The organism is Corynebacterium sp. UMB6689 (assembly GCF_030215295.1).
In the GTDB taxonomy this organism is placed as follows: domain Bacteria; phylum Actinomycetota; class Actinomycetes; order Mycobacteriales; family Mycobacteriaceae; genus Corynebacterium; species Corynebacterium aurimucosum.
The window spans coordinates 1-24,324 of the sequence record NZ_JASOLS010000008.1 but is presented as its reverse complement, the minus strand read 5'-3'; the positions used below and the strand labels follow the sequence as shown (position 1 = coordinate 24,324).

Below are 24,324 nucleotides of genomic sequence, written 5' to 3'. Positions count from 1 at the left end.
TGGGCGTCCGCGTGGTGTTTTACCTTCCTGCGGGCATCCGCGTGTCTTTTGTGTTGCGTGGCGGTTTAGCTGTCGGGCGGTCCAAGTCCGTGCTGCGCGGCTTGATAGGCAACCTGGGCGGTGATTGGTTCTCCCCAGGGTGGGATGTAGTCCACATCACCTCGTAGTCGGAAGACGTAGCCGGCACCGGTGGGTTTCTCTGGGTCATCATCATTGACGCCGTTGTGATAAGCGCACAGCATCGTTAGATTCGGCGGGTCGGTGGTGCCTCCTGCTTTCCACGGGATGAGGTGGTGGACCTGGGCATAATCAGCAGGCTTATTGCAGCCCTTTCTGGCGCAGGTCGGATGCTCGGCGCTGGCCATCATGCGTTGTTCAAACCCGGCCAAGCGCTTCATGCGGTGCAGCCACACCGGCCCGATCGTGGGGTGGATGAGGGTGACGTAGCCGATCTCGGCGAACTTGTAATTCAGAAACTCCGTGCCGGTCATGCGACCGCCATTGGTTAGCTCGAGCACGATGTCATCACCGTCGCCGCTGACAATTTTGTCGAGCTTATCCAAGGTCACCACCACGCTGGTGAACACAGCTGGTTTGGTTCCGCCGTGGGACTTGTTGAAGAAGACGTGGTTGGCTGCTTCCAGCAGGTTGTTCTGGTTGATGGATTCCAGCACGCCGCGCATCTCGGTCACGGTCATGGGGTCATCGGTAATGGTCAGCGAGTGCGGACCATCAGCACGGTAGGTCATGCGCACCCCAGGTTTCGGCACGCGTTTAGGCTTAAGCTCTTTTAAGCGCTTGGCTGCCACGGCTGGGATGCTGTGGGCGGGTGTGCCGGCAAGCTTGACCCGTAGGTTCCACGCGTGTAGCTGGTTCTTCAGCTTCTTGGTGTAGGCCTCAATCAGGCTTAATGTGGCTAGGTCGTGGCGTTGCTCTGCGGCCCGGGTACAGGCGGTGCGTTGCTTACCCGTGAATTTCGTGGCGCCGAAGTAAATGTGGTTCAGGCGTGCCAGTTCGGCGGCGTCAGCAGCCGAAGCGCCGAGCGCGCGCAAACGTTTCTCCCCTCCTACCGCCTGCTCCACTAAAGAAATCCCCGAGTTACGGTAGGAGAAATAGGTCTCTAAATCCCCCATGACCCAGAACATTAAAGCACCCTGACCACCCCCGCAACCGGAGAGAGAATCGTTAAAGCTTGATCATCGACTCCCAGCCGAAGGGGATCTCATCTGAGTCGACAATCTTGCGGCCGAACGGGAAGCATGTCACCGGGATCATCTTCAGGTTGGCCAGAGCCACCGGGATGCCCACGATGGTCACGGCCTGCGCCGCTGCAGTGGTGACGTGGCCGATGGCCAGCCACAGGCCAGCGACAAGGAACCAGACAACGTTAGAGAACCGAGACATGCCACCGGTACCTTTGACCGGTTGAATGACGGAGCGTCCGAAAGGCCACAAGGCGAAATTCGCCATACGCATCGAGGCCACACCGGCAGGAATCGTCACGACGGGGATGCAGGCCAGGATGCCTAGGAGAAAGTAGCCCAGTGCGAGGACAAGGCCACCAGTTGCCAACCAGATGATGTTCAAAATGATCTTCATGCATCCCAGCCTAGCGGTGCGGCTGGCAGTGCGGGCACCACCAGATGACGCGCTCCAACTCGCCTTCGTCGCCGCCGGCGTCCACGCCACCCAGCGTGGATTTCTCAATCAGCGTGCCGCAGCGCCGACAGCGCCGGCGGTTGCGGCCAAAGACATACGTGGTCTCCCCCGCCCGCTTCACACCGGTGGTGACACGCACCGGCGAGTCCCGGTTAGCCCAGATGAGGCGGCGGGAGAGGGTGAGGATCTGGGGGACGTCGACAAGCGCTACAGGTGTTGCTGGATGAACGCCGGCCAAGAAACAGATTTCGGCGCGGTACTCGTTGCCCAAGCCCGCCACGTTGCGCTGGTCCAAGAGGGCCGCACCGATACTGCGCTCAGAGCGGGACTCGATGCGGCGCACGGCCTCCTCGAAGCCTCCTTCTTCCCATTCTGGCGCGAGGATGTCGGGGCCAAGGTGCGCCATGCGCTGCTCAAATTCGCGGGCAGGGAAAACCTCGACCAGCCCCAGCCAATGCCCCACCAGCTCGATATCGCGCGGGGTGTTCTCCATCTGTAGCACTACGCGCGCGCTGTGGCCGGGCTTGCGCCAGCGGTCACCGGTGTAGTGAATGGCCCACGTGCCCTCCATCTTGAGGTGCGTATGCAAGATCAGCTCGCCGCCGAAGTCCATGAAGAGGTGCTTGCCATAGGGCCAGACTTCCTCGCACACCAGCCCATCGAAGCGCACGGTGGCATAGCGCGGCACGCGCAGGGAGGAGGAGGTCACGCGCCGGCCTTCCATAAACTGCAGCCGGTTCGACAACTGCAGTACAGAATCGCCCTCTGGCACAGTAGAACCTCCTCACCGAACGGGTGCCTACTCTACCGGTGCGTTCCTTCCCGCACCGAATGCCAGCGCGCCCGGTTCCCACGGGGTGACCACGTGCTGGCGGCCCAGGTCTTCGATCTTCTTCACGCCGAGCAGCTGCAGGGTGTTTTTAAACTCCTCCGCCAGCAATTCGACAACGCGGTCCACGCCTTCCTTACCGCCGGCCATCAGGCCGTAGAGGTAGGCGCGGCCGATGAGGACGAAGTCCGCCCCCAGCGCCAGCGCAATGGCGATATCGACGCCGGACATGATGCCGGAGTCGTAGATGATCTCCACGTCCGGGCCCACCTCGGTGCGCACGGCCTCCAAGGCTTGCAGGGTGTTGACCACGCGGTCGAGCTGGCGCCCGCCATGGGAGGACACCACGATGCCGTCGGCGCCGAGGTCGATGACCTTGCGGGCGTCCTCGGGGTTGACGATTCCCTTGACAAAGAGCTTGCCCTGCCAGGACTCGCGGATCCACGCCAGATCCTCGAAGTTGAGGCCCGGGTCGAACATGGTGTTGACCAGCTCGCCCAGGGTGCCGGTGGTCGAGGTCAGGGAGGCAAAAGTAACCGGGTCCGTGGTGAGGAAGTTGAACCACCACTCCGGGCGCCAGGCGGCGTCGAAGACGGTGCCTGCGGTCAGGCGAGGTGGGATGCGCATGCCGTTGCGAGTATCGCGCAGCCGCTGGCCGGCCACGGGCGTGTCCACGGTGACCACCAGGGTGTCATAGCCGTTGGCCGCCGCGCGTTCGATGAGCTCTTGGCAGGCGGAGTGGTCCTTCCACAGGTAGAGCTGGAACCAGCGGCGGCCGCTATTGCCTTGCGACGCCGCGACCTCCTCCACCGAGCGCGTGCCCATCGTGGAGAGCGTAAACGGGATGCCTGCGTCGCGGGCGGCTTGGGAACCGGCGTCCTCGCCTTCGGCGTGCATGAAGCGGGTAAAGCCGGTCGGCGCAATGCCGAAGGGCAGGGCCGCGGGCTCGCCGGCAATCTCGGTGCTTAAGGAAATGTCGTGTGCGCCGTTGAGCACGTTCGGCATGAGGCGCACGTCGCGGAAGAAATCGCGGGATTCGCGGTAGCTGACCTCGTCGCGGGCTGCGCCGTCAACGTAGTCGAAGGCGGCCTTGGGTGTGCGACGCTTGGCAATCTTGCGCAGATCCCACACATCAGCAGCCTCCGCCAGGCGGGCTACCCGGCGGTCGAGGTTGGGTGCTTCGAACCGCATGAGGTTCTTCAGCTCGGACACGTTAGGCAATTGGCGCTTCAGCCGCATGGCGACAAGACTCCTTTTCTATCGGACTATCAGCTTCTGAGGTTAGACCTAGGAAATGCGCGAAGCCGAAAAGCTGCGGATTAAGATTCAGCGCCGGCGGCGGCGCGGGCGGAAGCCACCCGGGCTCCCCGGTGTATCGGGCGCACCCGGGTCCCCCAAGTCCTCAGAAGCTCCGTTCTCCGGATCATCGAAGGACAGTTCCTCCATCGCCTCGACGGCGCGACGCCCACCGCGACGTGCGGGACGGTAAGGTTCGGCGGAGCGCGCGGCTTCTCCAGAGTGGCCGTGCTGTCCTGCACGGCCGGAAGAGGCGGTGTGGGCAGATCCAGTAATCCGCACGCCCTTCGGGGTCAGTGCCGCCCCCAGTGCGCGCAGCTCACCGCCCAGCTTCGACTCGAAGATGGGCCGCCCGTTTGCCTTCTCGATGACCAGCTTGCTCAAGCGTCCGGCGGCCACCAGCTCGTTGAGGCCCGCGAGAACTGCGGCAAGTACCTCGGTGCGCTCGATACCCTCGGGCAGAGCGTTAAAGAACGTCGTCAGCGTCTTCCCGCCGCGGGTTAAGTGCGCCACCGGCAGGCCATCCATGAGCACCACCAAGGCACCCGCGGCGCGGGTGGGGCGGGCCGCGGATTCGCCGACATCAGTTGGCGGCCAGGGCAGCGCCGCGCCATAAGGGTTGGCGGGGTCCGTGGCGGCCAGGACATACGTCTGCGGCTCGCGAGTTCCGGAGGGCCAGCCCGTAACATCGGGGGAATCATCCACCCCGCGCAGGCGATCGATGACCGCAGGCGTGGAGAACTGCGCCGCGCCCAAGCCCTCAATGACGTAGCCGCGCATCGCCTTGCCGGATTCCTCGAAGCCGGAGAGCACCTTGTAGGCCAAGGCGAAACCACCCAGGACATCCTCGGCCACCACTGACCCGCGGGTAAGCACGCCGTAGCGGTCCAGCCAGGCCTCGCCGTGGGCAATGGAGCGCGACGTGGCATCCGTAGCAGCTGGAACGGAGAGCGACCAGCGTCCCACCACGTCCGGTGCGGTCGGTGTACCGGAAGCATTGTGTGCTTGCGCAAAGGACGTGCGCCCCATGCGCAGGCGCGAGCGCGTTGGCCGACGCCGCGCGCGATGCGCCGCACGCCCGGCAGGCCCACCTGCGGCCAGGTGGGCCCGGATAGGAGCGAAGGAATCGGGGCTGACCAGACCTGCTTCCACCAGGCCCCAGAGCGCCTCTCGGACCTCCTGGGGTGTGCCGCTGAGCTGCGGTTGAATATCGGAGATGAGGTAGCTGCCGCCGCCCTGCAGGGCCTCCAGCAGCTGGGTCTGCAGCAGGGACACGCCCGCCTCTTCCGCAGAGACCTGCGGGGCGAGCTGTGCGGCATAATCCACCGGCAGCAGCATGATCCACGGGTCGTTGGAGCCGGCCTTGCCCGCGCCCACGATGAGGACCTCGCCGCTGGCGGTGAGTTCATCGAGCATGGTCGGCGAATAATCCCCGACGCGCGCAGGAAGGATGAGGCTCTCCCAGGCCGAGGCCGGCAGGCGCACGCCGGCCAGCTGCTCGATGACGGCGAAGACGCCGTCCACCCCGCGCAGCACCGGGCGCCGGCCCACCGCGGCCACCTGCTGCCAGTCCGGCAGGAAGCGCCCGAAGGCCGCGGGAGAAACAGGCTGCGTGGCAGCTCTGGCAGCCGCCAGCGAGCGCGAGCGGATGACCTTGAGCACTTCCGCCGCGCAGTACTCCTGTTCCTCCACGCCTTGGCGGTAGTGCCCCGCCAGGATGGAATCCAGCCCATTCAGCGTCGAGTGCGCCACCGCGGCTGACAGGCCAAAGGCTTCCTGCACATCGCGCGCTACAAAGGGCCCGCGCGTGCGCGCCCAGCGGCTGACCAGCTGATCGACGGCATCGGTAATCGTGGCCTGCTGTGCAGGAATACCGGGCGGGACGGGGATGCCCAGGCCGTCGCGAAGCAACGGCGCATCGAGCGCTTGCGCCACGTGCTCGCGACCGTTGATGCGCACCCGCATGATCCGCGCGCCGAGCGCATCGAGTGCGCTGGGTGGCACCGTGGCGTGCGCGCCGAATTCCTCGACCGGGATGGGGCCGAGCACGCGCAGCAGATCCGCGACCTCCTCAGTGGTGCGCGCCTGACGTTCCGGAGTGGTGCGCTGCAGCTGGGCGTGGACTTCGGCGATGATGGAGCCGTCGAGAAGCTCGCGCAGCTCCACCGTGCCCAACAGCTTCGCCAACAGCGCCGGGTCCAATGCCAAGGCCGCTGCACGCTTTTCCGCTAGGGGCGAGTCCCCCTCGTACATGAACGCGCCGGTGTAGTTGAACAGCAGCGAGGACGCGAAAGGTGAGGGCTGCTCCGTGGTGACCTCCGCGATGCGCACGCGGCGGTGCGCTAACTCCCGCATGACCTCCGTCAGCGCCGGCAGGTCATAGACATCCTGCACGCACTCGCGCACGGTCTCCAGGATGATGGGGAAGGATGGGTAGTTGCGGGCGACGTCGAGAAGCTGCTCCGCGCGCTGGCGCTGCTGCCACAAGGGCGCGCGCTTGCCGGGGTTGCGCCGCGGCAGAAGCAGCGCTCGCGCCGCGCACTCCCTAAACCTAGAGGCGAAGAGCGCGGAGTTGCCTACCTGTTCGGTGACGATGTCCGCGATCTCATCGGCGTCGAAAAGAAAGAGCGCGGCATCCGGGTCCTGCTCCCCCTGCGGCAGGCGCAGCACGATGCCGTCATCGCCCGCCACGGCCTGGGCATCCATCCCGGTGCGCTCCGCCACGCGCTGCCCCACCGCCAGCGCCCACGCCGCATTCACCGGCCGGCCAAACGGGGTGTGCAGCAGCACGCGCCAATCCCCCAGCTCGTCCGTGAAGCGCTCCAGCAGAAGCGTCTTTTCATCCGGGATAAGCCCGGTGGCCTCGTTCTGCTCCTGCAGGTAGGCGGCGATATTGCGCCGCGCATTCTCATCCGCACCGCGCACCACCGACGGATCCGCGAGCGCCTCCCGCCGGAATGCACCCAACGCCTTGCCCAGCTCATAGGGACGCCCAGCTTGGTCACCGTTCCAGAAAGGCAAGCGCCCGGTGTGCCCCGGCGCGGGTGTCACCAACACCTGGTCGCGCGTGATCTCCTCCACACGCCAGCTCGTCGCACCGAGGGTGAAGATATCCCCCACCCGGGTTTCATAAACCATTTCCTCATCGAGCTCACCCACGCGGCGCGGCGCGGAACCGGCCTCACCAGTACCCACCAGGAAGACGCCGAACATGCCGCGGTCCGGGATGGTGCCGCCGTTGGTCACCGCCACGCGTTGCGCGCCGGGGCGCGGGGTGAGGATGCCTGTCACGCGGTCATAGACCACACGGGGTTTGAGCTCTGCAAAATCCGTCGACGGGTACACGCCGCTGATCAGGTCCAGAACGGAGTCAAAAACCTCGCGCGCCAAATCCTTATAGGGCCAGGCGCGGCGCACGGTGTCGTACCAACTGTCGGCCTCGAGTCCCTCGCTCGTGCCCGCGCTTGCCGACGCCACCACCGCCGCTACCGTCTGCTGTGCCAAGACATCCAACGGGTTGCGCGGTGCGTGCATCTCCTCGATGAGGCCCTCCTCCATGCGGGCGACTGTGAGTGCTGATTGCACGAGGTCCGCGCGGTGCTTGGGATAGAAGGAACCATGGGAGACCGCGCCGACGGAGTGCCCGGCGCGGCCCACGCGTTGCAGGCCAGAAGCCACCGAGGGTGGGGATTCTACCTGCACCACCAGCTCCACCGCGCCCATGTCGATGCCCAGCTCCAGGGAGCTCGTGGCCACCACGGCTTTGAGCGTGCCTTCCTTGAGCATCGTCTCCGTCAGCGCGCGCTCGTCCTTGGATACCGAGCCGTGGTGCGCGCGGGCGATGACGGCAGGGGCCTTGCCGGCGACGTCGACCTGCTTCATCAGCTGGGCTGGGTCGCGCCGGGTCGCTGGGCTCAAGGACTCTGGATCGTGTTGCTGGGCATAGAGCTCGTTGAGCCGGCTGGTGAGCCGCTCGGCGGTGCGGCGCGAGTTGACGAAGACGAGGGTGGAGCGCTGTTCCATGATTTCGGCGTAGAGCTCTTCTTCGATGAAGGGCCAGATGGATTTCGCTGTGGGCAGGGCGGAGTCGCCAACAACGCTCTCTTCCTTGCGTTGCGCGTGCACGTGCAGGGCGTCTTGGGGGCCTTGGGTGATGCCCAGGGGGTCGTCGACAGTCGCCTCCCCGATGGGGGATCCCTGCTCCGGGGTGGGCAGGTCCGACATGTCCTCGACCGGCACGTGGACGTCGAGCTGCCAGCGCTTCTTGGCGGGTGGTGCGATGATGTCGACGGGACGGTCGCCGCCCAAGAAGTTCGCGACAGCACTCAGCGGCCGCACCGTGGCCGACAGCCCGATGCGCTGGAACTCCCCGGCGATAAGCCCGAGGCGCTCCAAAGTCAGCGCTAGGTGCACGCCGCGCTTGGTGCCGGCCAGGGCGTGGATCTCATCGATAATGACGGTATCCACAGTCTTCAGAATCCCCGCCGCTTTGGAGGTGAGCATAAGATAGGCCGATTCCGGCGTGGTGATGAGGATGTCCGGCGGCTTGCGCACCTGGCGGGCACGCTCGGCTTGCGGGGTATCCCCCGAGCGCACGCCGACGGTAATATCCGGCACTTCTAGGCCCAGCCGCTCGGCGGTGCGGGCGATGCCGTTGAGCGGGGCGCGCAGGTTATTCTCCACGTCCACGCCCAAAGCCTTGAGTGGTGAGATATACAGCACTCTCACGCCATCATGAGCACCCTCGCGGGACGGTTCATTACTCAGCGGCAGGGCGGTCTGGCCTTCGCGCTCCACCAAAGAATTCAGCGCCCACAGAAATGCCGCGAGCGTCTTACCGGAGCCGGTCGGTGCCACAACCAGCGCATTCGCACCGCCGGAAATCGCCTCCCATGCCTGCTCTTGGACGGGGGTGGGGGCGGCGAAAACGTCCTGGAACCACCCGGCCACCTGTGGGCGGAACTTCGCCAGAACGTTTTTGGACATGCCCTACTGTATCGCGCGCGCTAATCTGGTCACTATGACCGTTGAGATTTCTGATTCCCGTCTAACCAACTCCCTCGCCGATGGCTGCGGCGAAATCCTCAAAGGTGTGCGCAACGGTGGCCTGCTGCGCGGCTTGGCGCTGGGTGATGCCGGCGATGAGGCCGCTCAGGAGTGGATCTCCCGCGTCCTTGAGCAGCACCGCCCCAAGGACGGCGTCCTGTCGGAGGAGGCTGCCGATGACTTGAGCCGTTTGAAGAAGGACCGTGTGTGGATCATCGACCCGCTCGACGGCACCAAGGAGTTCGCTACCGGCCGCCAGGACTGGGCCGTCCACATCGCGCTGGTGGAAAACGGCACCCCCATCCACGCGGCCGTCGGCATGCCGGACATGGGCGTGACCTTTAAGTCCTCCGACGTGCGCGCGGTAACCGGCCCGTTGTCAAAGAAGTTCGTGGTTTCTCGTAACCGCCCGCCGAAGGTAGCGGATTACGTCGCGGAGAAGATGGGCTTTGAGACCGTCGGCGTAGGCTCCGCGGGTGCGAAGGCCATCCACGTGTTGTTGGGTGACTATGACGGATACATCCATGCCGGCGGCCAGTACGAGTGGGACCAGGCCGCCCCGGTGGGCGTGGCTCTGGCGGCGGGTCTGCACTGCTCGCGCCTGGATGGCTCGCCCATCAAATTCAACAATGAGGACACCTTCATCCCGGATCTTTTGATCTGCCGCCCGGAGTTGGCAGACGAGATTCTGGAGCACGCCGCCGCCTACGCGGAGGCCAACGGCGGCTACTAAGCCCCGCGCACATGGCACGGACGCAAGGGCGCTATCATGGCGACCATGATTGAGACTCCGTACGAGGACCTCCTGCGCCGCGTCTTGGAAGAAGGCGCTCCCAAAGGCGACCGCACTGGCACCGGCACCCTCTCCCTGTTCGGTGCCCAACTTCGCTATAACCTGGCGGAGTCTTTTCCCCTGCTGACCACCAAGAAGGTCTACTTTCACGGCGTGATTGGTGAGCTGCTGTGGTTCCTGCGCGGCGAGTCCAACGTGACGTGGCTGCAGGAGAACAAGGTTCGCATCTGGAACGAGTGGGCCGATGAGGACGGTGAGTTGGGCCCTGTCTATGGCGTGCAATGGCGCTCCTGGCCCACGCCGGATGGCCAGCACATCGATCAGATTCAGGTCGCGCTGGACACGCTCAAGAACAACCCGGACTCGCGCCGCAACTTGGTCTCCGCGTGGAACGTTTCTGAGTTGGACAAGATGGCGCTCATGCCCTGCCACCTGCTGTTCCAGCTCTACGTCGCTGACGGGAAACTCTCCATGCAGGTCTACCAGCGCTCAGCCGACATGTTCCTCGGTGTCCCCTTCAACTTAGCCTCCTACGCGGCGCTGACTCACATGTTTGCGCAGCAAGCAGGCCTTGAGGTGGGCGAGCTCATCTGGACCGGCGGGGATTGCCACATCTACAACGACCATATTGAGCAGGTTAAGGAACAGCTCTCCCGCGAGCCGCGCGAGTACCCGCAGCTCAAGCTCCACAAGGCTGAGAGCCTCTTTGACTATGACTTCGATGATTTTGAGGTCATCGGCTACGACCCCCACCCCACCATCAAGGCACAGGTGTCCGTCTAATGCTGGGCGCAATCTGGGCCCAGTCCCTCGACGGCGTCATCGGTGACGGCGTGGTCATGCCCTGGCACGTGCCGGAAGACCTGAAGCACTTCAAAGAAGTGACCATGGGTGCGCCTGTCATCATGGGCCGCAAGACGTGGGAGTCCCTCAACCCCAAGTTCCGCCCGTTGCCAGGCCGGGAGAACATCGTGCTCTCTAGCCGCGAGCCCGGCGAGTGGTCTGCGGGCGCCACCGTGGTGGATAACCTCGACGCCGCGCTTGATGCTGCGCCTGGCGACGCCTGGATCATCGGCGGCGGCCAGCTCTACCATTCCGCCCTCGAGCGCGTGGATACCATCGAGCTCACCCTCATGGGTGTACAAGTCGGCGATGCCTACGGCGCAGATGTCGTACTGGCCCCCACCGTGCCTGAAGAGTTCAGTCTGTCTGCCGATAGTGACTGGCTGACCTCCGAATCAGGCCACCTCACCATTCCCGGCCAGCCGCCCAGCGAGCTGCCGATGAAATACCGTTTCCTCACCTACGACAGAAAGGCTGCTGCTTAATGAGCACCAACGTTGCCACTCCCGAAACCACTGAGCACGTCACCATCTTCTTCGCCGATTGGTGCCCGTTCTGTGCCAAGCTGATCAAAAACCTGGACCGCACCGAAACCCCATACGAGCTCGTCAACGTCGAAGCGGATTCCCCCGACACCGCCGACATCAACGCCTGGATCGAGTCCGTCAACGACGGCAACCGCATCGTGCCCACCGTCCTCTACTCCGACGGCACCCACGCCACCAACCCTTCCGCCAGCGAGGTCCGCGCCAAGTACGCGGAGCTGGCCGGCGAATAAACGAAAGGCGACGCATTTAACGCCGCCCCACGCGGGGCTGCTAGTCTTACCTAGGTGCGCAACGCACCCCCGCCCCAGTAGCTCAGGGGATAGAGCACGGCTCTCCTAAAGCCGGTGTCGGAAGTTCGAATCTTCTCTGGGGCACGCTGTGAAGTCTCGAGACATCGTTCCGGTCGGTGTCTCGAGATTTTTTAGTTGCCCCGACTGGGGTTGAGTTCGTTGTCTTTCTAGTTGTAGTAGATCTTTTCTTCGGTGAGTGTGTAGGCGGCGATTTGTGCCCCAGTGATGGCTATTTTGACGTCGACGTGGTTGTCGATGCAGACCATGGTGATTGGTTCCCCGCCCCATCTGCGTCCGATGTAGAGGCGGCGTAGTTTGCCTCCCCATCGCAGGGTTGTCTTGCCGTTGGTGCCGATTTTGTCGGTACTTAGTCGGTAGTCGTGGTCTGGTTTGATGTCTACTTATCTGCATTCACCCCCATTAAGGGTGAATCTTCAGATCAAAACTTGAAATGTTTTATAAACAGTATTACCTAACTTAGGTAAGCCTTACCTTTCCTGCTGTTCATAAATCGAGGTTTACTATGACCCAACAGTCCTCTACGCCCGCACGGAGTGCAAGCTCATCCAGTGGGTCGACGGCACGTTTAAACACCAGAGATCTCATCAACGCTGGCATCTTTGCTGCACTTTACTTTGTAATCACCTTTGTAAGCGGAATGATTGGATTCGCAGGACCACAATTCATGTTTATTGGATGGTTCATCGCGGCAATCGCAAACGGAATCGTGCTAGCGCTTTATGCCGCCCGCACGCCCAAAATGGGTGCTTTCACCCTCGTCGGTGGTATTAACGGACTAGCATTCATGCTCACCGGACACTACTTCTGGACCCTGCTGGGAAGCATAATTCTAGGGTTTATCGCGGATTTGATTATTACAAAAAGCCACCTCAGTATTGCCAAATCCTTCCCTATTGCCTACAGCGTCTTCTGTGTCTGGATTTCTATGCCTTTTATCCCGCTAATTCTGGATACGGACTCCTACTACGTCGATATCGCAGACCAAATGGGTCAAGAATATGCCGATGCCATGTCGGATATCTTCCAGCCATGGACCATTGGAGTACTGGCCATTTGTGCGCTCATCGTCGGCTTTATCGGAGGAAAGGTCGGAGTTCGCGTCAGCCGCAAACACTTTGAAAGCGCTGGTCTCCTGTGAGCCTGCAAAAACAGGGCGTGCTTCATCGATCTTCGATCGATCCACGGACCGTGCTGCTTTCTGTTCTAGTAATCAATGCGGTAGCTCTCAGCCACGGCCACCTACCGACACTGCTGATTTCTATCGCTTTCAGCTCCATCGCACTAGCTACAGTAAAGCCACACTATGGTCTTATTTGCCTGTTCGCTTTTGCATTATCCTATCTAGGGTACTGGGGCCTATTACAGCTTCCTGGCTCCACATTTTTCGCTTTTTCAGCGGCAATTTTTTCGTGGCTAAGCCGTTTTGTCATCAGCATGTCCATCGGCACATTCGGCTTGCTCACTCTCACACCATCCACGTTGACCTCAGCACTGCGGGACCTGCGTTTACCAGGCTGGGCCACCATTCCACCGGCGGTTTTCCTGCGCGTTTTGCCGATCATCGTGGCAGAAGCCAAAGCCATCCGCGATGCCATGGTCCTTCGGGGTCTCCAGCCTGGAGTAAAAAGCTGGATCACACAGCCCACACAATCGTCCGCGATGTTGATCATCCCCTTATTAGGTGCCGTCGTCCGCGCTGGTGATGAGCTCGCTGCCTCTGCTCTTGTCCGGGGATTGGGAGGACCCGCACGCCCAACCACCACCGCCGATCTTTCCTTCAAGCTTGTCGATGCAACTGCACTAGCTGGGTTGGGCCTCGTTGTTGCCTCTGTCTGGCTTCCCACGGAGGTCCACTTATGAACGAACGCAGTATCGCAACCAGTGTAGACGCCCACAACGTTTCTTTTACATATCCATTGGGAGCTCGGCCAGGTATTCAAGGTGTATCTGATGTGTCTTTTTCTGTCTCTCCAGGACAGTGTCTACTGATTACCGGTGATTCCGGATCGGGAAAGTCCACGGTACTCAAGTTGATCAACGGACTCATCCCCCATTTCAATCCAGGAGAGCTACTAGGCACCATCACTATTATAAAGGATGACCAGGCTTTTACCCCTGCGGAAGAACCGCTGTCCCGAGCCATCGAGTTCAGCGCCTCAGTATTCCAGAATCCAAGGACACAATTTTTCACTGAAAGCGTCAATGCAGAATTGGCCTTCGGGCTAGAAAACCTTGGTGTAGATCCCAAAGAAATTGAGTCGAGGATTCAATCAGCGGTCGAGCTACTAGGCATTAACGATCTTCGGGGCCGGCGATTCAAAGAATTATCCGGTGGGCAGTTACAAACCGTGGCATGCGCATGCGCGCTTGTGTCCCCGGGCAGTCTCGTGCTTCTCGATGAACCCACGTCCAATCTCTCTATGGAAAGCATCGATATTCTTGCACGCGTGCTACACCGCTTGAAGGAATTAGGCACAACGATCATTATCGCTGATCACCGTCTCTTTTTCTTAAAAGATATCGCTGACCAAGTTATTTACTTGACTCAGGGAAAAATAACGCGGAGTTTCCGCGCTCAGGAGTTTTATGCCTTAGACGAACCCGAACGCAAACAATTGGGGCTACGCAGCTTACACCATGTTCCCCTGCCCGCGAGCGTGCCGGTACCACCCACGCTCGAAAACGCCGATCCCCAGCGGAGCGGACTCGAGCTAAGCAACATCTGTTTTTCTTATGGCGCACATGAGGTATTAAACATTGACCACGCATTTTTCCCCAGCGGCGAAGTCACCGCCTTAATCGGGCCCAACGGCGCTGGAAAAACCACCCTCGCCAGGATCATTTGTGGTCTTGCTTCTCCCAAACGCGGCGGTAGTCTCCGTTTGAACAGCAAACGAGTAGGAGCGGCTGCCCGCAGACGTGCCGCGTACATGGTGATGCAAGATGTTGGCCGCCAATTATTCGCAGCCACCACCGAAGAAGAAGTCACGCTCGGACTGGCAAAGAAGAAGCGGGACCACATCGATGTCAATGAGATTCTCCATCGCCTCGATCTGGCAGGAATGGCCCAACGGCATCCGCAGTCTCTGTCCGGTGGGCAACGGCAACGCTTAGCCATAGCTTCAGCCCAAGCCGAGCAAGCAGCGATCTACATCTTCGATGAACCTACCTCTGGCGTGGGCTGGCGCCAACTGCAATCCATCTCTGCGCTACTTCGATCTCTTGCAGCAAGCGGAGCAGTGGTCATCGTCATCACCCATGACCACGAATTCATCCAAGAATCAGTCACCAGAATCATCGATATGACTGACATCAACAAGAATTGAGAAAGAAATGTCTGAACTAAAACAAAGTTCCACAGAATCAAGCGGAACCCACGCACCAGAATCACACGGTGCGTCACCGGAAGAAGAGGCTCGCGCAAAACTAAAAGCCGGCCAGGTCGCTCTAAAAAAACTACTGGCCCCAGTGCAAACAACCATCTACTTCGCACAGTTTCTCGCGCTTATATCCTCGGTACTCGCCGTAGCACCCTACGTCGCGTTGGTGGCACTGGGAAATGCTCTAATCGACGGCAATACTGATGACGTCGCGTCCATTGTGAAATGGCTACTTGCTGCATTTTTGGGCCAGCTATTCTTCTATTTCCTTGCCCTTGCAATCACCCACTTCGCTGATGCAAAGCTGGTGGGGATTAACCGGCGCCGAATTATTACCGCTATTGCGAAAGCACCACTCTCGTGGTTTAGCCAGACTAATTCCGGCAAAGTCCGCAAAGCCGTCGAGGACGATACGTTAACTCTGCACACCCTGACAGCCCATGCTCCTGTAGAGAAGGTCGCCGCGATCTTTACGCCCCTCGCGCTTCTGGTTTATGCCTTTATCTTGGATTGGCGCCTTGGTCTACTTTCTATTGCCACTGTGCCCATTTTCCTAGCAATCCAAGCATATTCAATGAAAGATATGGGCACAAAAACTGCGGAAATGGATAATTATCTGGGTGAGGTCTCTGCGACTGCGGTGGAGTTCTCCGAAGGTATTTCCGTCGTCAAGGCTTTCGGCACCGTTGGCAAAGCCCACGCTCGATATCGCGAAGCTGCCCAAAAATTCGCGGAATTCTATTACGAGTGGGTACGTCCGCTTCTGCGTGTTTCCGCAATCTCAGAGTCTGTGGTGGCGGTTCCTGTCCTCATCCTTATCAATCTAGGAGTCGGTTCCCTGCTGATAGCTGGTGGCTATGTCACGGTCGCTGAAGTCATCGCAACAACGTTAATTGCGCTGGTGCTCCCGGGCACGATTCAAACCGTCGGCCAAATGATGTGGTCTTACCAGCTCGCTGGCAATGCGGCGTTGCGCCTTGATGAAGTCATGACAATTTCCCATGTGAAAGAAGGCCAAAAGAGCCTCGACGCCAATAGTCAAGACATGGAGGTGGAGTTCCATAAGGTCAGCTTTAGCTACGCCCCAGACACACCAGTCCTCCAAGACTTTTCTGCGCAACTAAATGCAGGCACTGTCACGGCATTGATTGGCCCCTCCGGGTCTGGCAAATCCACAGCAGCAACGATGTTGGCGCGTTTCCAGGATCCAGATTCGGGCACAATCACTATCAACAACGTGGATATCCGTGATCTCACTTTCGACAGTTTGTACCGCACTGTGGCTTTCGTCTTACAAGATCCTCACTTACTGCGTATGAGTATTCGGGAAAACATTCGCCTTGCACGCCCAGAAGCCCGCGATGAAGAGATCTGGCAAGCCGCAGAGGCTGCGCACATAGCTGCTGATATTCGCGCTTTACCGGCTGGGCTCGACACCGTTGTTGGTGAGGACACCTCTTTATCCGGTGGACAACAGCAACGCATTTCTATTGCCCGGGCAATCATTACCAATGCCCCAATCTTGATCCTGGATGAAGCTACTGCGGCAACTGATCCTGACTGCGAAGCAGAAATTCAAGCAGCTCTAGCCACACTCGTCAGAGGCAAGACCGTCTTAGTCATCGCCCACAAGCCGGAGTCCATCCAAGGAGCAGACCAAATAATCTGCCTCAAGCCTATGAAGGATAATTCTCATGTCTAATGCCACTACGCCTGTTAGTTCGCGTCTTCGTGATCCGCTACTCACTCGCAGTGTCAAAAAGCTGCAAAGTCCTGTAGGCCATAAGCTCAATAAAAGGTATGCTTGTCTATCGCTTATCGTTGGCGTGCTTGATGGCCTCGCCGTTCTCACGCTCGTGCCACTTACAAAGGCACTCGATGGGGATACGACGATCGCACCATGGATGTGGACGCTTTTGGCAATTGCGCTCGTAGCTTTTGCGCTACGATTTTTCGCAACCATGGCCTCTTACCACACGGCCTTGGATTTCATCCGAGCCGCGCACACGACTGTGGGCGATAAATTAGCAACGCTACCGCTCGGCTGGTTCGTACCGGCTAATACCGGCGGCCTATCTCGCCTCGTTTCAGATCGCTTTATGGTGGCGGCCGAGACCATTGCGCATATTCAAGGAACGATATACCGCGATAGCGCGGCACTTGTCACCTTGTTAGTAGGAGCGTGTTTCTGGAACCCGAAGCTGGGCTTGGTCCTTCTTATCATCGCACCATTGGCGCTCGTGGTGATGCAGTTGGCTGCATGGATTCGTGAGAAAGCATCGAACCGCGCACTGGGGCCGAGTAAAGAGCTCTCCCAGCGCATCGTAGAATTTGCTAACCGTCAACCAGCCCTGCGCGCGGCAGGACAATCACAAGTTTTTGCGCCACTAGAGCAAGCGCTAGAAATCGACCATAAAGCACGAATACGCGAGCTATGGGTATCCACATTAGCTTTGCTACTCAACGGCATAGTAGTGCAGATCTTCATTGTGGCTCTCATTATGGTCTCCGCGGATCTTGCCGTTGAAGGCGCCCTATCGCCACTAGAAACAATTGCGATCATCGGAATCAGCTTGAGGTTTACCCGCACGCTTGAGCAGCTGGGTTCTTCTTTCGTCGGTTTAGATGCCGGCCGTATCGCGCTCACAGAAACTGAGCTCATCACCGATGCCCCGTCCCTACCGGAACCCACTACTCCGCGCCCAGGCGATGGTTCGGGAAGTGTAGAGCTGCGTAATGTCACGTTTGGATACGGCGATAAACCAGTATTGGTAGATATCGCTTTCCATGCTCGACCAGGCACCGTTACCGCCATTGTCGGTCCTTCTGGCTCCGGAAAGACCACAATTGCGCGCCTTATTTCGCGATTCTGGGATGTAGATTCCGGGGCGGTGATGGTTGACGGCGTAGATATCCGCGAGCTTGGAACCGAACAGTTAATGTCCAGACTGTCCATGGTTTTTCAGGATGTCTACCTCTTCGACGACTCGTTAATCGCTAATATCCGCGTTGGTCGTCCCGACGCCTCCGATGAGGAAGTCTTCCGCGCAGCTGATCTTTCAGGCGTGACTTCTATTGCCAACCGCCTAGGGTGGCATACTCCTGTTGGTGAAGGCGGTCGGCTTCTATCCGGTGGTGAACGCCAGCGCGTATCTGTAGCTCGCGCGCTTCTCAAGCAAGCGCCGATTGTACTCTTTGATGAGGCTACCTCCGCGCTCGATGCAGAAAATGAGGCAAACATTCTTGCTGCGATGGACGAGCTACGGGAGCAATCTACTTTTATTGTCATCGCCCATAAGCTGGATACAATCAAATCTGCTGATCAAATCGTAGTCTTGGATGAACACGGGCAAGTCAGCCAGCTGGGCACGCATTCTGAGCTTTCCGATGTCCCCGGTATCTACCGTCACTTCTGGCAGCAACGCAAAGCAGCACGCGGGTGGAAAATCAGTTCGGGACGCGATTAACGCGGGCACCGAGATCGGCGTTGTTTGCGGGGGCACCCTTCTCCCCCCCCCCCGCAGCACGGAGCACCCTAAGTGCACCGACAAAGCTCAGAGCGAAGAATGCGGTAGCGGCTACGAGCGACCACTGCGCGGCGTTGGCCATGCCTTCGCCAGTTTGTTGTTCATGATGGTTCTCCTTAATCTTCAGTTCCTTGCGCACGGGCAAGCACATGCTGCCCTAGCGATTTCGGGCCCACGAAGCACTGTGAAGCCGAATCAGTCAAGCGACCTTTCTAACAAATAGAGGCCGCCGCGAAACGTGGCTTTGGCCCATGGGATTTTCGCTGCCGCGTGGTCGATGTATTCCACAAGGACGGCCGCTGCGGGTTCACCTACGGCACCCTTCCCGGACACCTTGAGCGCGGCGAGGAGACCTTTGCTCTGGAGCGCCTGCGCGATGGCCGCACACTGCTGCTTATCGACGCCGCCTCAGAGCCCTTCCTCCCCTCCCTGCGCCCACTTGTGGACGTGCCAAGGCGCCTGCTGATTAGCCAACTCTACCTTCACGCCTTAGACGATTAGCAGGATTGCGCATACGACAAAAGCCGCCTCCCCGAGCCCTGGGAAAGCGGCTTAGTATCAGCGCTGGTTAGTTCTTGCGCTTGTCTTCGATGGACTCGCGAGCATCACGGACAGCGCCCTTGACGCGGTCAAAGAAGCCACCCTTCTTCGTGGACTCCTCTTGGTACTCGTGTGCCTTGTCCTCCACGAAGCCCTTAGCGCGCTGGAACGCATCGCCGACGGCGCTACCAGCCTCGGATGCCTTGTCCTTTAGCTGATCCAGGCGCTCAGAGGACTGCTGACCGTTGACGTTGTCCTGGTTCGGCACAGTAGCAACACGCTCTTCGTTTGCTTCGCCTACGATGTGCTGGCTCGGGGCGTAGTCAGAGTTACCCTCGTCCAGCTTCTCCTGCAGGTCCGGTTGCTGCGGGGCGGAACCAATGTGCTCTTCCTGCGCGCCGCCTACGATGTGCTGGCTCGGCGCATAGTCCGAGTTCTCCTCGTCCAGCTTCTCCTGCAGGTCCGGCTGCTGCGGGGCGGAACCAATGTGCTCTTCCTGCGCCTCACCTACGATGTGCTGGCTCGGCGCGTAGTCAGCGTTGTTCTCATCCAGCTTCTCCTGCAGGTCCGGCTGCTCGGAGGCAGAGCCTACATGCTCTTCGTCGGCGCCAGCAACGACGTGATTCTGCGGCTCGTACTTGCTGGCGGTAGATAGGCCGGCTGTGCCCGCGGCGCCTGCCGCTGCAACCCCTGCACCTGCTGCAGCCGCGCCGGACCGAGCGGAGGTGCCAGAGTTAGCTGCCGAAGACACAGTGTCCTCAGATGCCAGGTACTTGTATTCGTTGCGATCCAGGTCAACTTCGTGGCCTAGTTCGTTTGCCATTGCTACGTACTCCTTTAAATAGATTTATCTTCTTCCTTCTAGGGTTCCAGAAAATTCAGGAGCGTGCACGGAAATGGGTATGGGAAAGCGTCGACCGGTGGAGGGATCAGTCATCTCTAAACACTCAACATGGAAGGTTTCGCGTACGAGTTCAGCGGTCATCACCTCCTCGGTGGCCCCTTCGGCCACAATGCGTCCCTCACGCATGGCTACGATTCTATCGGCGTAACGCGCGGCATGGACCATATCGTGGACCACCATGACCACTGTGACCCCGGCGCCATTGAGATCTCGAATCAGATCCAAAATGGACAATTGGTGCGCGGGGTCGAGGTAAGTAGTCGGCTCGTCAAGCAAGGTAATTGGCGTTTCTTGGGCCAAAGTCATAGCGAGGAAGACGCGCTGGCGCTGACCACCGGAAAGGTCTGCCGCGGGGGCGTCGAGAAGCTCGCTCACCCCAGCACGCGAGGCAGCACGCTCAACCGCTGCATGATCTCCGGCCCGCATCGTCGCTAGCGCCCCTGTATAGGGATAGCGGCCGTAACCGATGACGTCACGCACTAATACCCCTTCCGGAGCCACGGGATGTTGTGGCAGAAAAGAAACTTCACGGGCAAAGGCACGCGAGGAATACTTGCTGATATTTTGGTCCGAGAGGTACACCGCACCTGCGCTGGGCGTAAGTTGGCGGCCCAATGTCTTGAGAAGCGTCGACTTGCCGCAGCCATTCGGCCCGATCAGAGCGGTTACTTGACCGCTGGATAAGTGAAGATTTACGTCCTTGACCACATCGGGTCCACCGTAGCCCACGGTTAATCCGCTGCACGTCAGTGTCATGTCTAGCCTCCGTTTCGCACTCGGGTCAGTCGAGTCAATAGGAAAATGAAATACGGTGCACCGATCAGCGCGATGAGCGCGCCAACGGGGATTTCCGTGGGGGCGAAGGCCCAGCGACCGAGCGTATCGCATGCGGTCACAAGGACCGCGCCGCCTAGGGCTGCCACGGGTATTTGCCAGCGCAGGTTCGCGCCAACAACCAAGCGAGCAGCATGGGGGACGATGAGTCCGGCGAAGCCCAAGACCCCGGCCGCGGCGACTCCCGCGGCACCGAGGATGACGGCTAAGGCTACTGCTATTAGGCGCCATATCTTGGTGCTCACGCCGATGCCGGCCATGGTGGAATCATCCAGCGCGAGCATATCCAGGTGTTTTGCCACCACCATCGCGACGGTTAGGGCGAGAAGGATAAAGGGGGCGACAATGGTGGCATCGCCAAGCGAGCGGGCGTAAAGCGAACCTTTCAACCATGTCATGGCCGCTCCTGCCTCTGGGGCAGCCCGCACCAGGAGCAATTCGGTGATGGCGCCCAGCCCAAAAGATACCGCCACCCCGGTAAGCGGCAGGCGCACCGGATCACTTGCCCCGCGCCCGGCGAGGAGAAGAACCAGCCCAGTTCCAGCCAACGCTCCAATAAAGGCTATGAAAGTCAGCAGGTGGGCCGGCAGGGCGCCTGATCCCATGAGTACCGCAACGGCCGCGAGTCCGCCGCCGGAGGTAATACCCACCGTATCTGGTGCGGCCAAAGGATTGCGTAGCGCGGACTGCAATAGACAGCCAGAGACGGCCATGGCAATACCAGCGCAGATTCCCACCAAGATCCGCGGGGCGCGGTACTTCCAGATGAGCGGCTCTCCGGTAACGAAGGCGGTGATCACCTCGCCCGGCGGTTTCATCACCGCACCGACGCCCATGCCGATGATTGCGCTCAACGCCAACGCCAGGATGAGTCCTACTAGCACCCCAACAAATCTCTTATGCCGCATGCTTCCTCCTCCCCAGCGCATGGACGGCCCACAACACTAATGGCATGCCAGCCAAAGAAGTCACGATGCCCACTGGGGTCTCGGCTGGCGCCCAGATTGCCTGGCCAACCGAATCGGCCACCAAAAGCACCGCTGCTCCAACAATTCCAGCCACGCACAGCCCCATGCGGTGGTGTGAGCCGCACACCCGCCACGCTACGGCCGCGGCCATCAACCCCAAGAAGCCAATCGGCCCAGTTGCAGCTACGGCCGGAGCAATAAGCACTACCGCCGCCACAATGGCTGCCAACCGAATGCGCTCCGGCTTCGCGCCGACAGCACCAGCCACGGCATCGCCTGCTACGAGCAAGTCCAGCGTTTTTGCACCGACTAAGGTCAAGGGAACCACGACCAGCACGGCAATCAGCGCCGGCATGATACCGCTTAGGCGCACACCGGCAAGCCGACCAGAAAGCCATGACATCACCGTAGCCAGTTGAGCTTCATCTACTACCAAGAAAATGGAGGTCAATGCGCTACACAGCGCGGAAACAGCAACGCCAACGAGTACCATGCGCTGGATCGCACCGCTCTTACCGACGCCCACCGTCACCCCCACAGCAATCCCCGCACCCAACAGCGCACCGGGCAACTGGTCAACACTCGAGGTTTCGCTTCCTATAAACATTGCTGTTGCGACTGCGCCGAGTGCCGCACCGGAGTTCACACCAGTGATGGACGGATCGGCTAGCGGATTCGCAGTTGCCGTCCGCAGCAATAACCCGCCTACCCCTAATGCGATACCGACGACCGTGGTGGCAAGGAGACGGTCAAAGGCCACGCTATGCAGCTCTTCTTCCAGCCACGGGGTATCAGCTGGCACCTGAACATGGCGAAGCCGCCACCACCACACGAAGGCGACGGCAGCGGTTGCAAGGACCAGGCAGACGCTGGTTTTAGTTCGAGGTGCCACTACTCTTCGGCGGCGATGATGTCATCGAGCATATGCTCGGCGGAAAGCGGCCCGCGGGCGCGCGACCAGATATCTTGGTCCACCTCTACGATGTCGCCGCTACCCTTGGCATAGGGCGTCTTTTTAAACGCATCGACGTCCTTGTACATAAAGACTAGGTCAGCCTTCATACCAGGGAGCTTATCGCCGGTCAGTTCCGCTACATCAGTCTTAGATTCGATGGATGACTTCTCACCTTCGAAGGCATAGTCATAGCCCACCTCACTTAGTAGCGACTGGGGGAAGGAAGGGTTGACCCAGGTATAGAGCATCTCACTGGACCAGCCAGCCACGACCGCACGACTCCCCGGCTTTACCGCGTCCTTGGTATGAGCAATCTTGTCCTCGATGCGCTGACGGACTTCTTTGGCCTTTTCCTCTTTACCTAGCTTGGCCGCGATCTCATCCATCGAGTCCAGCACGTCCAAGTAAGTCTCATCTGGGTAGGATTCGGTCTGCCCAATCTCTTCCAACTGCGGCATGATATCGGCTTGACGGGTAGGGCTAGCCAGGATCAGATCCGGCTCCAAGGACTGGATAACCTCTAGATTCGGCTGCTTGGCCTGGCCCACAGAGGTCGCTTGACCCAGCTGCCCTTTCAAAGTGGTCGGTGCCTCCGACTTACCGATTTCCACGATTCCCACTGGGTCCACATCGAGGGCCTTGAGAATTTCCTCGTAGCGCCAATCAAGCGCCACAACTCGCTCGATCTTCTTTTCTCCGTTTCCTTCCTTAGAAGAAGAATCAGAAGAACACGCAACAAGGCCTGCGCCTAGGGCTAGAGTGGCTACGAGTGCGATAACTGCACGCACATTCATGAAGTCTTTCTTTTGCATAGCCTTACCTTACTCAGGTAAGGGTTTGCTGTCTAGGGTCTGATTGCCACGTTCCCGATACGGACCATGTTGCCGCACGTCCGCTAAAATGGGTTAAGGGTCAGAAAGTGTGTCTGGGATCGGTGATTTATAGTCACTGTCCAGTGTGATTGTTGAAAGTATAGGCTTCACGACCGTATATCGCTGTCCTTGACGGTAAATCCCCGGTGTTTCTACCTGGATGTGGTAGGCCCTGGTGGTGTGGTGGCTTGATGCCGAAGAATCGACCACGCTGCCACTGCGGCGGCGACATGAAACGCAACGGAACTACCAGCAAAGGAACCACACGATGGCGATGTAAAGCCTGTGGGGCATCAGGCATCAAACGTCGCCCCGACGTCACCAACGCTAGAATTTTTGCGGATTTTATCGAGCATTGCACCACCACAATCTCGCTAACTGCACTGGCTAAACGCAACAATGTAAGCCATTCCACTATGAAGCGCAGATTTACATGGTACTGGCTTATTGACGTACCGGATCCCACCGTGGCACATACAGGCCGAGTCTATGACCAGATATTTCTCGACGGTACCTACACCGCTGGCGGATGCTTGATTGTAGCTTCCACCCTCGATCATGTTGTTGCTTGGCACTGGTGCCAAACACGAAACCGCTCCCGATTACACACGCCTGCTCGAACGCATCCCCGCCCCGTTAATCGCAACGACAGATGGCGGGCAAGGAACAGCAAGTGCAATAAAAACCTGCTGGTCAACAACACATGTGCAGCGTTGCCTCGTCCACGCACAGCGTGTAGTTCGCCGCTATACAACCTCACGTCCGCGCACTGATGCCGGCAAAGCTATCTACACGCTAGCGCTGAAACTCACCCGAGTGCGAACTAAAGAAGAGGTAGCTGACTGGGGTGTATTGCTCCATAACTTCAACACTGTCTACCGCAGGTGGATGGACGAGAGGACCAGGGTTAAAGACCCTGATACAGGAAATTGGACATGGGTATGGGGTTGCCCGCAAATCGTGGACACGTAGTGGAGCTACCTAGTGGTTAGGCAGCTATTTCTTTTCTGCTGTTGATT

At 59.7% G+C, this 24,324-nt stretch carries 19 protein-coding genes, 1 tRNA gene and 3 pseudogenes; 12 read left to right on the top strand and 11 right to left on the bottom strand.

Annotated features, from left to right (window positions below; genetic code table 11):
* Positions 1-65 precede the first annotated feature (65 nt).
* The 5 genes from QP363_RS05995 to QP363_RS05975 form a co-directional block, all read right to left on the bottom strand.
* Positions 66-1,133, bottom strand: a complete 1,068-nt coding sequence (locus tag QP363_RS05995) for an HNH endonuclease signature motif containing protein (protein WP_284763362.1) — start codon at positions 1,131-1,133, stop codon at positions 66-68.
* A 52-nt stretch (positions 1,134-1,185) separates the two neighbouring features.
* Positions 1,186-1,599, bottom strand: coding sequence for a YccF domain-containing protein (locus QP363_RS05990; protein ID WP_010187667.1), 414 nt, complete (start codon positions 1,597-1,599; stop codon positions 1,186-1,188).
* Positions 1,600-1,609: 10 nt separating this feature from the next.
* Positions 1,610-2,431, bottom strand: coding sequence for a DNA-formamidopyrimidine glycosylase family protein (locus QP363_RS05985; RefSeq protein WP_284763360.1), 822 nt, complete (start codon positions 2,429-2,431; stop codon positions 1,610-1,612).
* 27 nt (positions 2,432-2,458) lie between these two features.
* A complete protein-coding gene (locus tag QP363_RS05980) occupies positions 2,459-3,727 on the bottom strand; it encodes an alpha-hydroxy acid oxidase (RefSeq protein WP_284763358.1) in 1,269 nt (422 codons plus the stop codon).
* Between the two features lie 87 nt (positions 3,728-3,814).
* Entirely contained in the window at positions 3,815-8,770 is a 4,956-nt protein-coding gene (locus QP363_RS05975; RefSeq protein ID WP_284763356.1) for a DEAD/DEAH box helicase, read from the bottom strand.
* Between the two features lie 34 nt (positions 8,771-8,804).
* Here QP363_RS05975 and QP363_RS05970 point away from each other — a divergent pair, with 34 nt between their 5' ends.
* The 5 genes from QP363_RS05970 (at position 8,805) to QP363_RS05950 (ending at position 11,388) form a co-directional block, all read left to right on the top strand.
* The gene (locus QP363_RS05970) at positions 8,805-9,563 is read left to right on the top strand and encodes a 3'(2'),5'-bisphosphate nucleotidase CysQ (protein ID WP_284763354.1); all 759 of its coding nucleotides are present in this window, start codon (positions 8,805-8,807) and stop codon (positions 9,561-9,563) included.
* A gap of 36 nt (positions 9,564-9,599) precedes the next feature.
* Positions 9,600-10,406, top strand: coding sequence for a thymidylate synthase (locus tag QP363_RS05965; RefSeq protein ID WP_284763352.1), 807 nt, complete (start codon positions 9,600-9,602; stop codon positions 10,404-10,406).
* Complete coding sequence (locus QP363_RS05960; protein WP_070447306.1) at positions 10,406-10,951, top strand: dihydrofolate reductase; 546 nt, start codon at positions 10,406-10,408, stop codon at positions 10,949-10,951. The genes QP363_RS05965 and QP363_RS05960 overlap by 1 nt, the downstream gene beginning before the upstream one ends.
* Entirely contained in the window at positions 10,951-11,244 is a 294-nt protein-coding gene (locus QP363_RS05955) for a mycoredoxin (protein ID WP_010187687.1), read from the top strand. The genes QP363_RS05960 and QP363_RS05955 overlap by 1 nt, the downstream gene beginning before the upstream one ends.
* A gap of 71 nt (positions 11,245-11,315) precedes the next feature.
* Positions 11,316-11,388: transfer RNA gene (locus QP363_RS05950), tRNA-Arg, on the top strand.
* Positions 11,389-11,471: 83 nt separating this feature from the next.
* Here QP363_RS05950 and QP363_RS05945 read toward each other — a convergent pair.
* A pseudogene (locus QP363_RS05945) lies at positions 11,472-11,687 on the bottom strand (IS481 family transposase); the annotation flags it as partial.
* A 140-nt stretch (positions 11,688-11,827) separates the two neighbouring features.
* On the opposite strand from QP363_RS05945, the gene QP363_RS05940 reads away from it, so the two are divergent.
* The 6 genes and pseudogenes from QP363_RS05940 to QP363_RS05915 all read left to right on the top strand — a co-directional run.
* A complete protein-coding gene (locus QP363_RS05940) occupies positions 11,828-12,463 on the top strand; it encodes an MptD family putative ECF transporter S component (protein WP_012714931.1) in 636 nt (211 codons plus the stop codon).
* Positions 12,460-13,185, top strand: coding sequence for an energy-coupling factor transporter transmembrane protein EcfT (locus QP363_RS05935; RefSeq protein ID WP_010187692.1), 726 nt, complete (start codon positions 12,460-12,462; stop codon positions 13,183-13,185). Before QP363_RS05940 ends, QP363_RS05935 begins: the two co-directional genes overlap by 4 nt.
* Complete coding sequence (locus QP363_RS05930; RefSeq protein ID WP_012714930.1) at positions 13,182-14,651, top strand: ABC transporter ATP-binding protein; 1,470 nt, start codon at positions 13,182-13,184, stop codon at positions 14,649-14,651. Before QP363_RS05935 ends, QP363_RS05930 begins: the two co-directional genes overlap by 4 nt.
* 7 nt (positions 14,652-14,658) lie before the next feature.
* A complete protein-coding gene (locus QP363_RS05925) occupies positions 14,659-16,407 on the top strand; it encodes an ABC transporter ATP-binding protein (protein WP_012714929.1) in 1,749 nt (582 codons plus the stop codon).
* The gene (locus tag QP363_RS05920) at positions 16,400-18,172 is read left to right on the top strand and encodes an ABC transporter ATP-binding protein (protein ID WP_029158873.1); all 1,773 of its coding nucleotides are present in this window, start codon (positions 16,400-16,402) and stop codon (positions 18,170-18,172) included. Before QP363_RS05925 ends, QP363_RS05920 begins: the two co-directional genes overlap by 8 nt.
* A gap of 306 nt (positions 18,173-18,478) precedes the next feature.
* A pseudogene (locus QP363_RS05915) lies at positions 18,479-18,733 on the top strand (DUF1990 family protein); the annotation flags it as partial.
* Between the two features lie 67 nt (positions 18,734-18,800).
* Here QP363_RS05915 and QP363_RS05910 read toward each other — a convergent pair.
* From QP363_RS05910 to QP363_RS05890, 5 genes are read right to left on the bottom strand one after another with little or no spacing between them, the layout of a single operon-like run.
* A complete protein-coding gene (locus tag QP363_RS05910) occupies positions 18,801-19,595 on the bottom strand; it encodes a kinesin (RefSeq protein WP_284763338.1) in 795 nt (264 codons plus the stop codon).
* A gap of 24 nt (positions 19,596-19,619) precedes the next feature.
* Positions 19,620-20,432: an ABC transporter ATP-binding protein gene (locus QP363_RS05905; protein ID WP_046646995.1), complete on the bottom strand. Its 813-nt coding sequence runs from the start codon at positions 20,430-20,432 to the stop codon at positions 19,620-19,622.
* A 2-nt stretch (positions 20,433-20,434) separates the two neighbouring features.
* Positions 20,435-21,418 carry an iron ABC transporter permease gene (locus QP363_RS05900; RefSeq protein ID WP_046646996.1) on the bottom strand — a complete coding sequence of 328 codons (984 nt, stop codon included), beginning with the start codon at positions 21,416-21,418 and terminating at the stop codon, positions 20,435-20,437.
* Positions 21,408-22,370 (bottom strand): iron ABC transporter permease, encoded by a 963-nt coding sequence (locus tag QP363_RS05895; RefSeq protein WP_049157733.1) that lies wholly within the window; start codon positions 22,368-22,370, stop codon positions 21,408-21,410. The genes QP363_RS05900 and QP363_RS05895 overlap by 11 nt, the downstream gene beginning before the upstream one ends.
* Positions 22,370-23,245: an ABC transporter substrate-binding protein gene (locus QP363_RS05890; protein ID WP_049157735.1), complete on the bottom strand. Its 876-nt coding sequence runs from the start codon at positions 23,243-23,245 to the stop codon at positions 22,370-22,372. Before QP363_RS05890 ends, QP363_RS05895 begins: the two co-directional genes overlap by 1 nt.
* Before the next feature lie 251 nt (positions 23,246-23,496).
* On the opposite strand from QP363_RS05890, the pseudogene QP363_RS05885 reads away from it, so the two are divergent.
* Positions 23,497-24,250: pseudogene (locus tag QP363_RS05885) on the top strand (IS1249 family transposase); the annotation flags it as partial.
* Positions 24,251-24,324 lie beyond the last annotated feature (74 nt).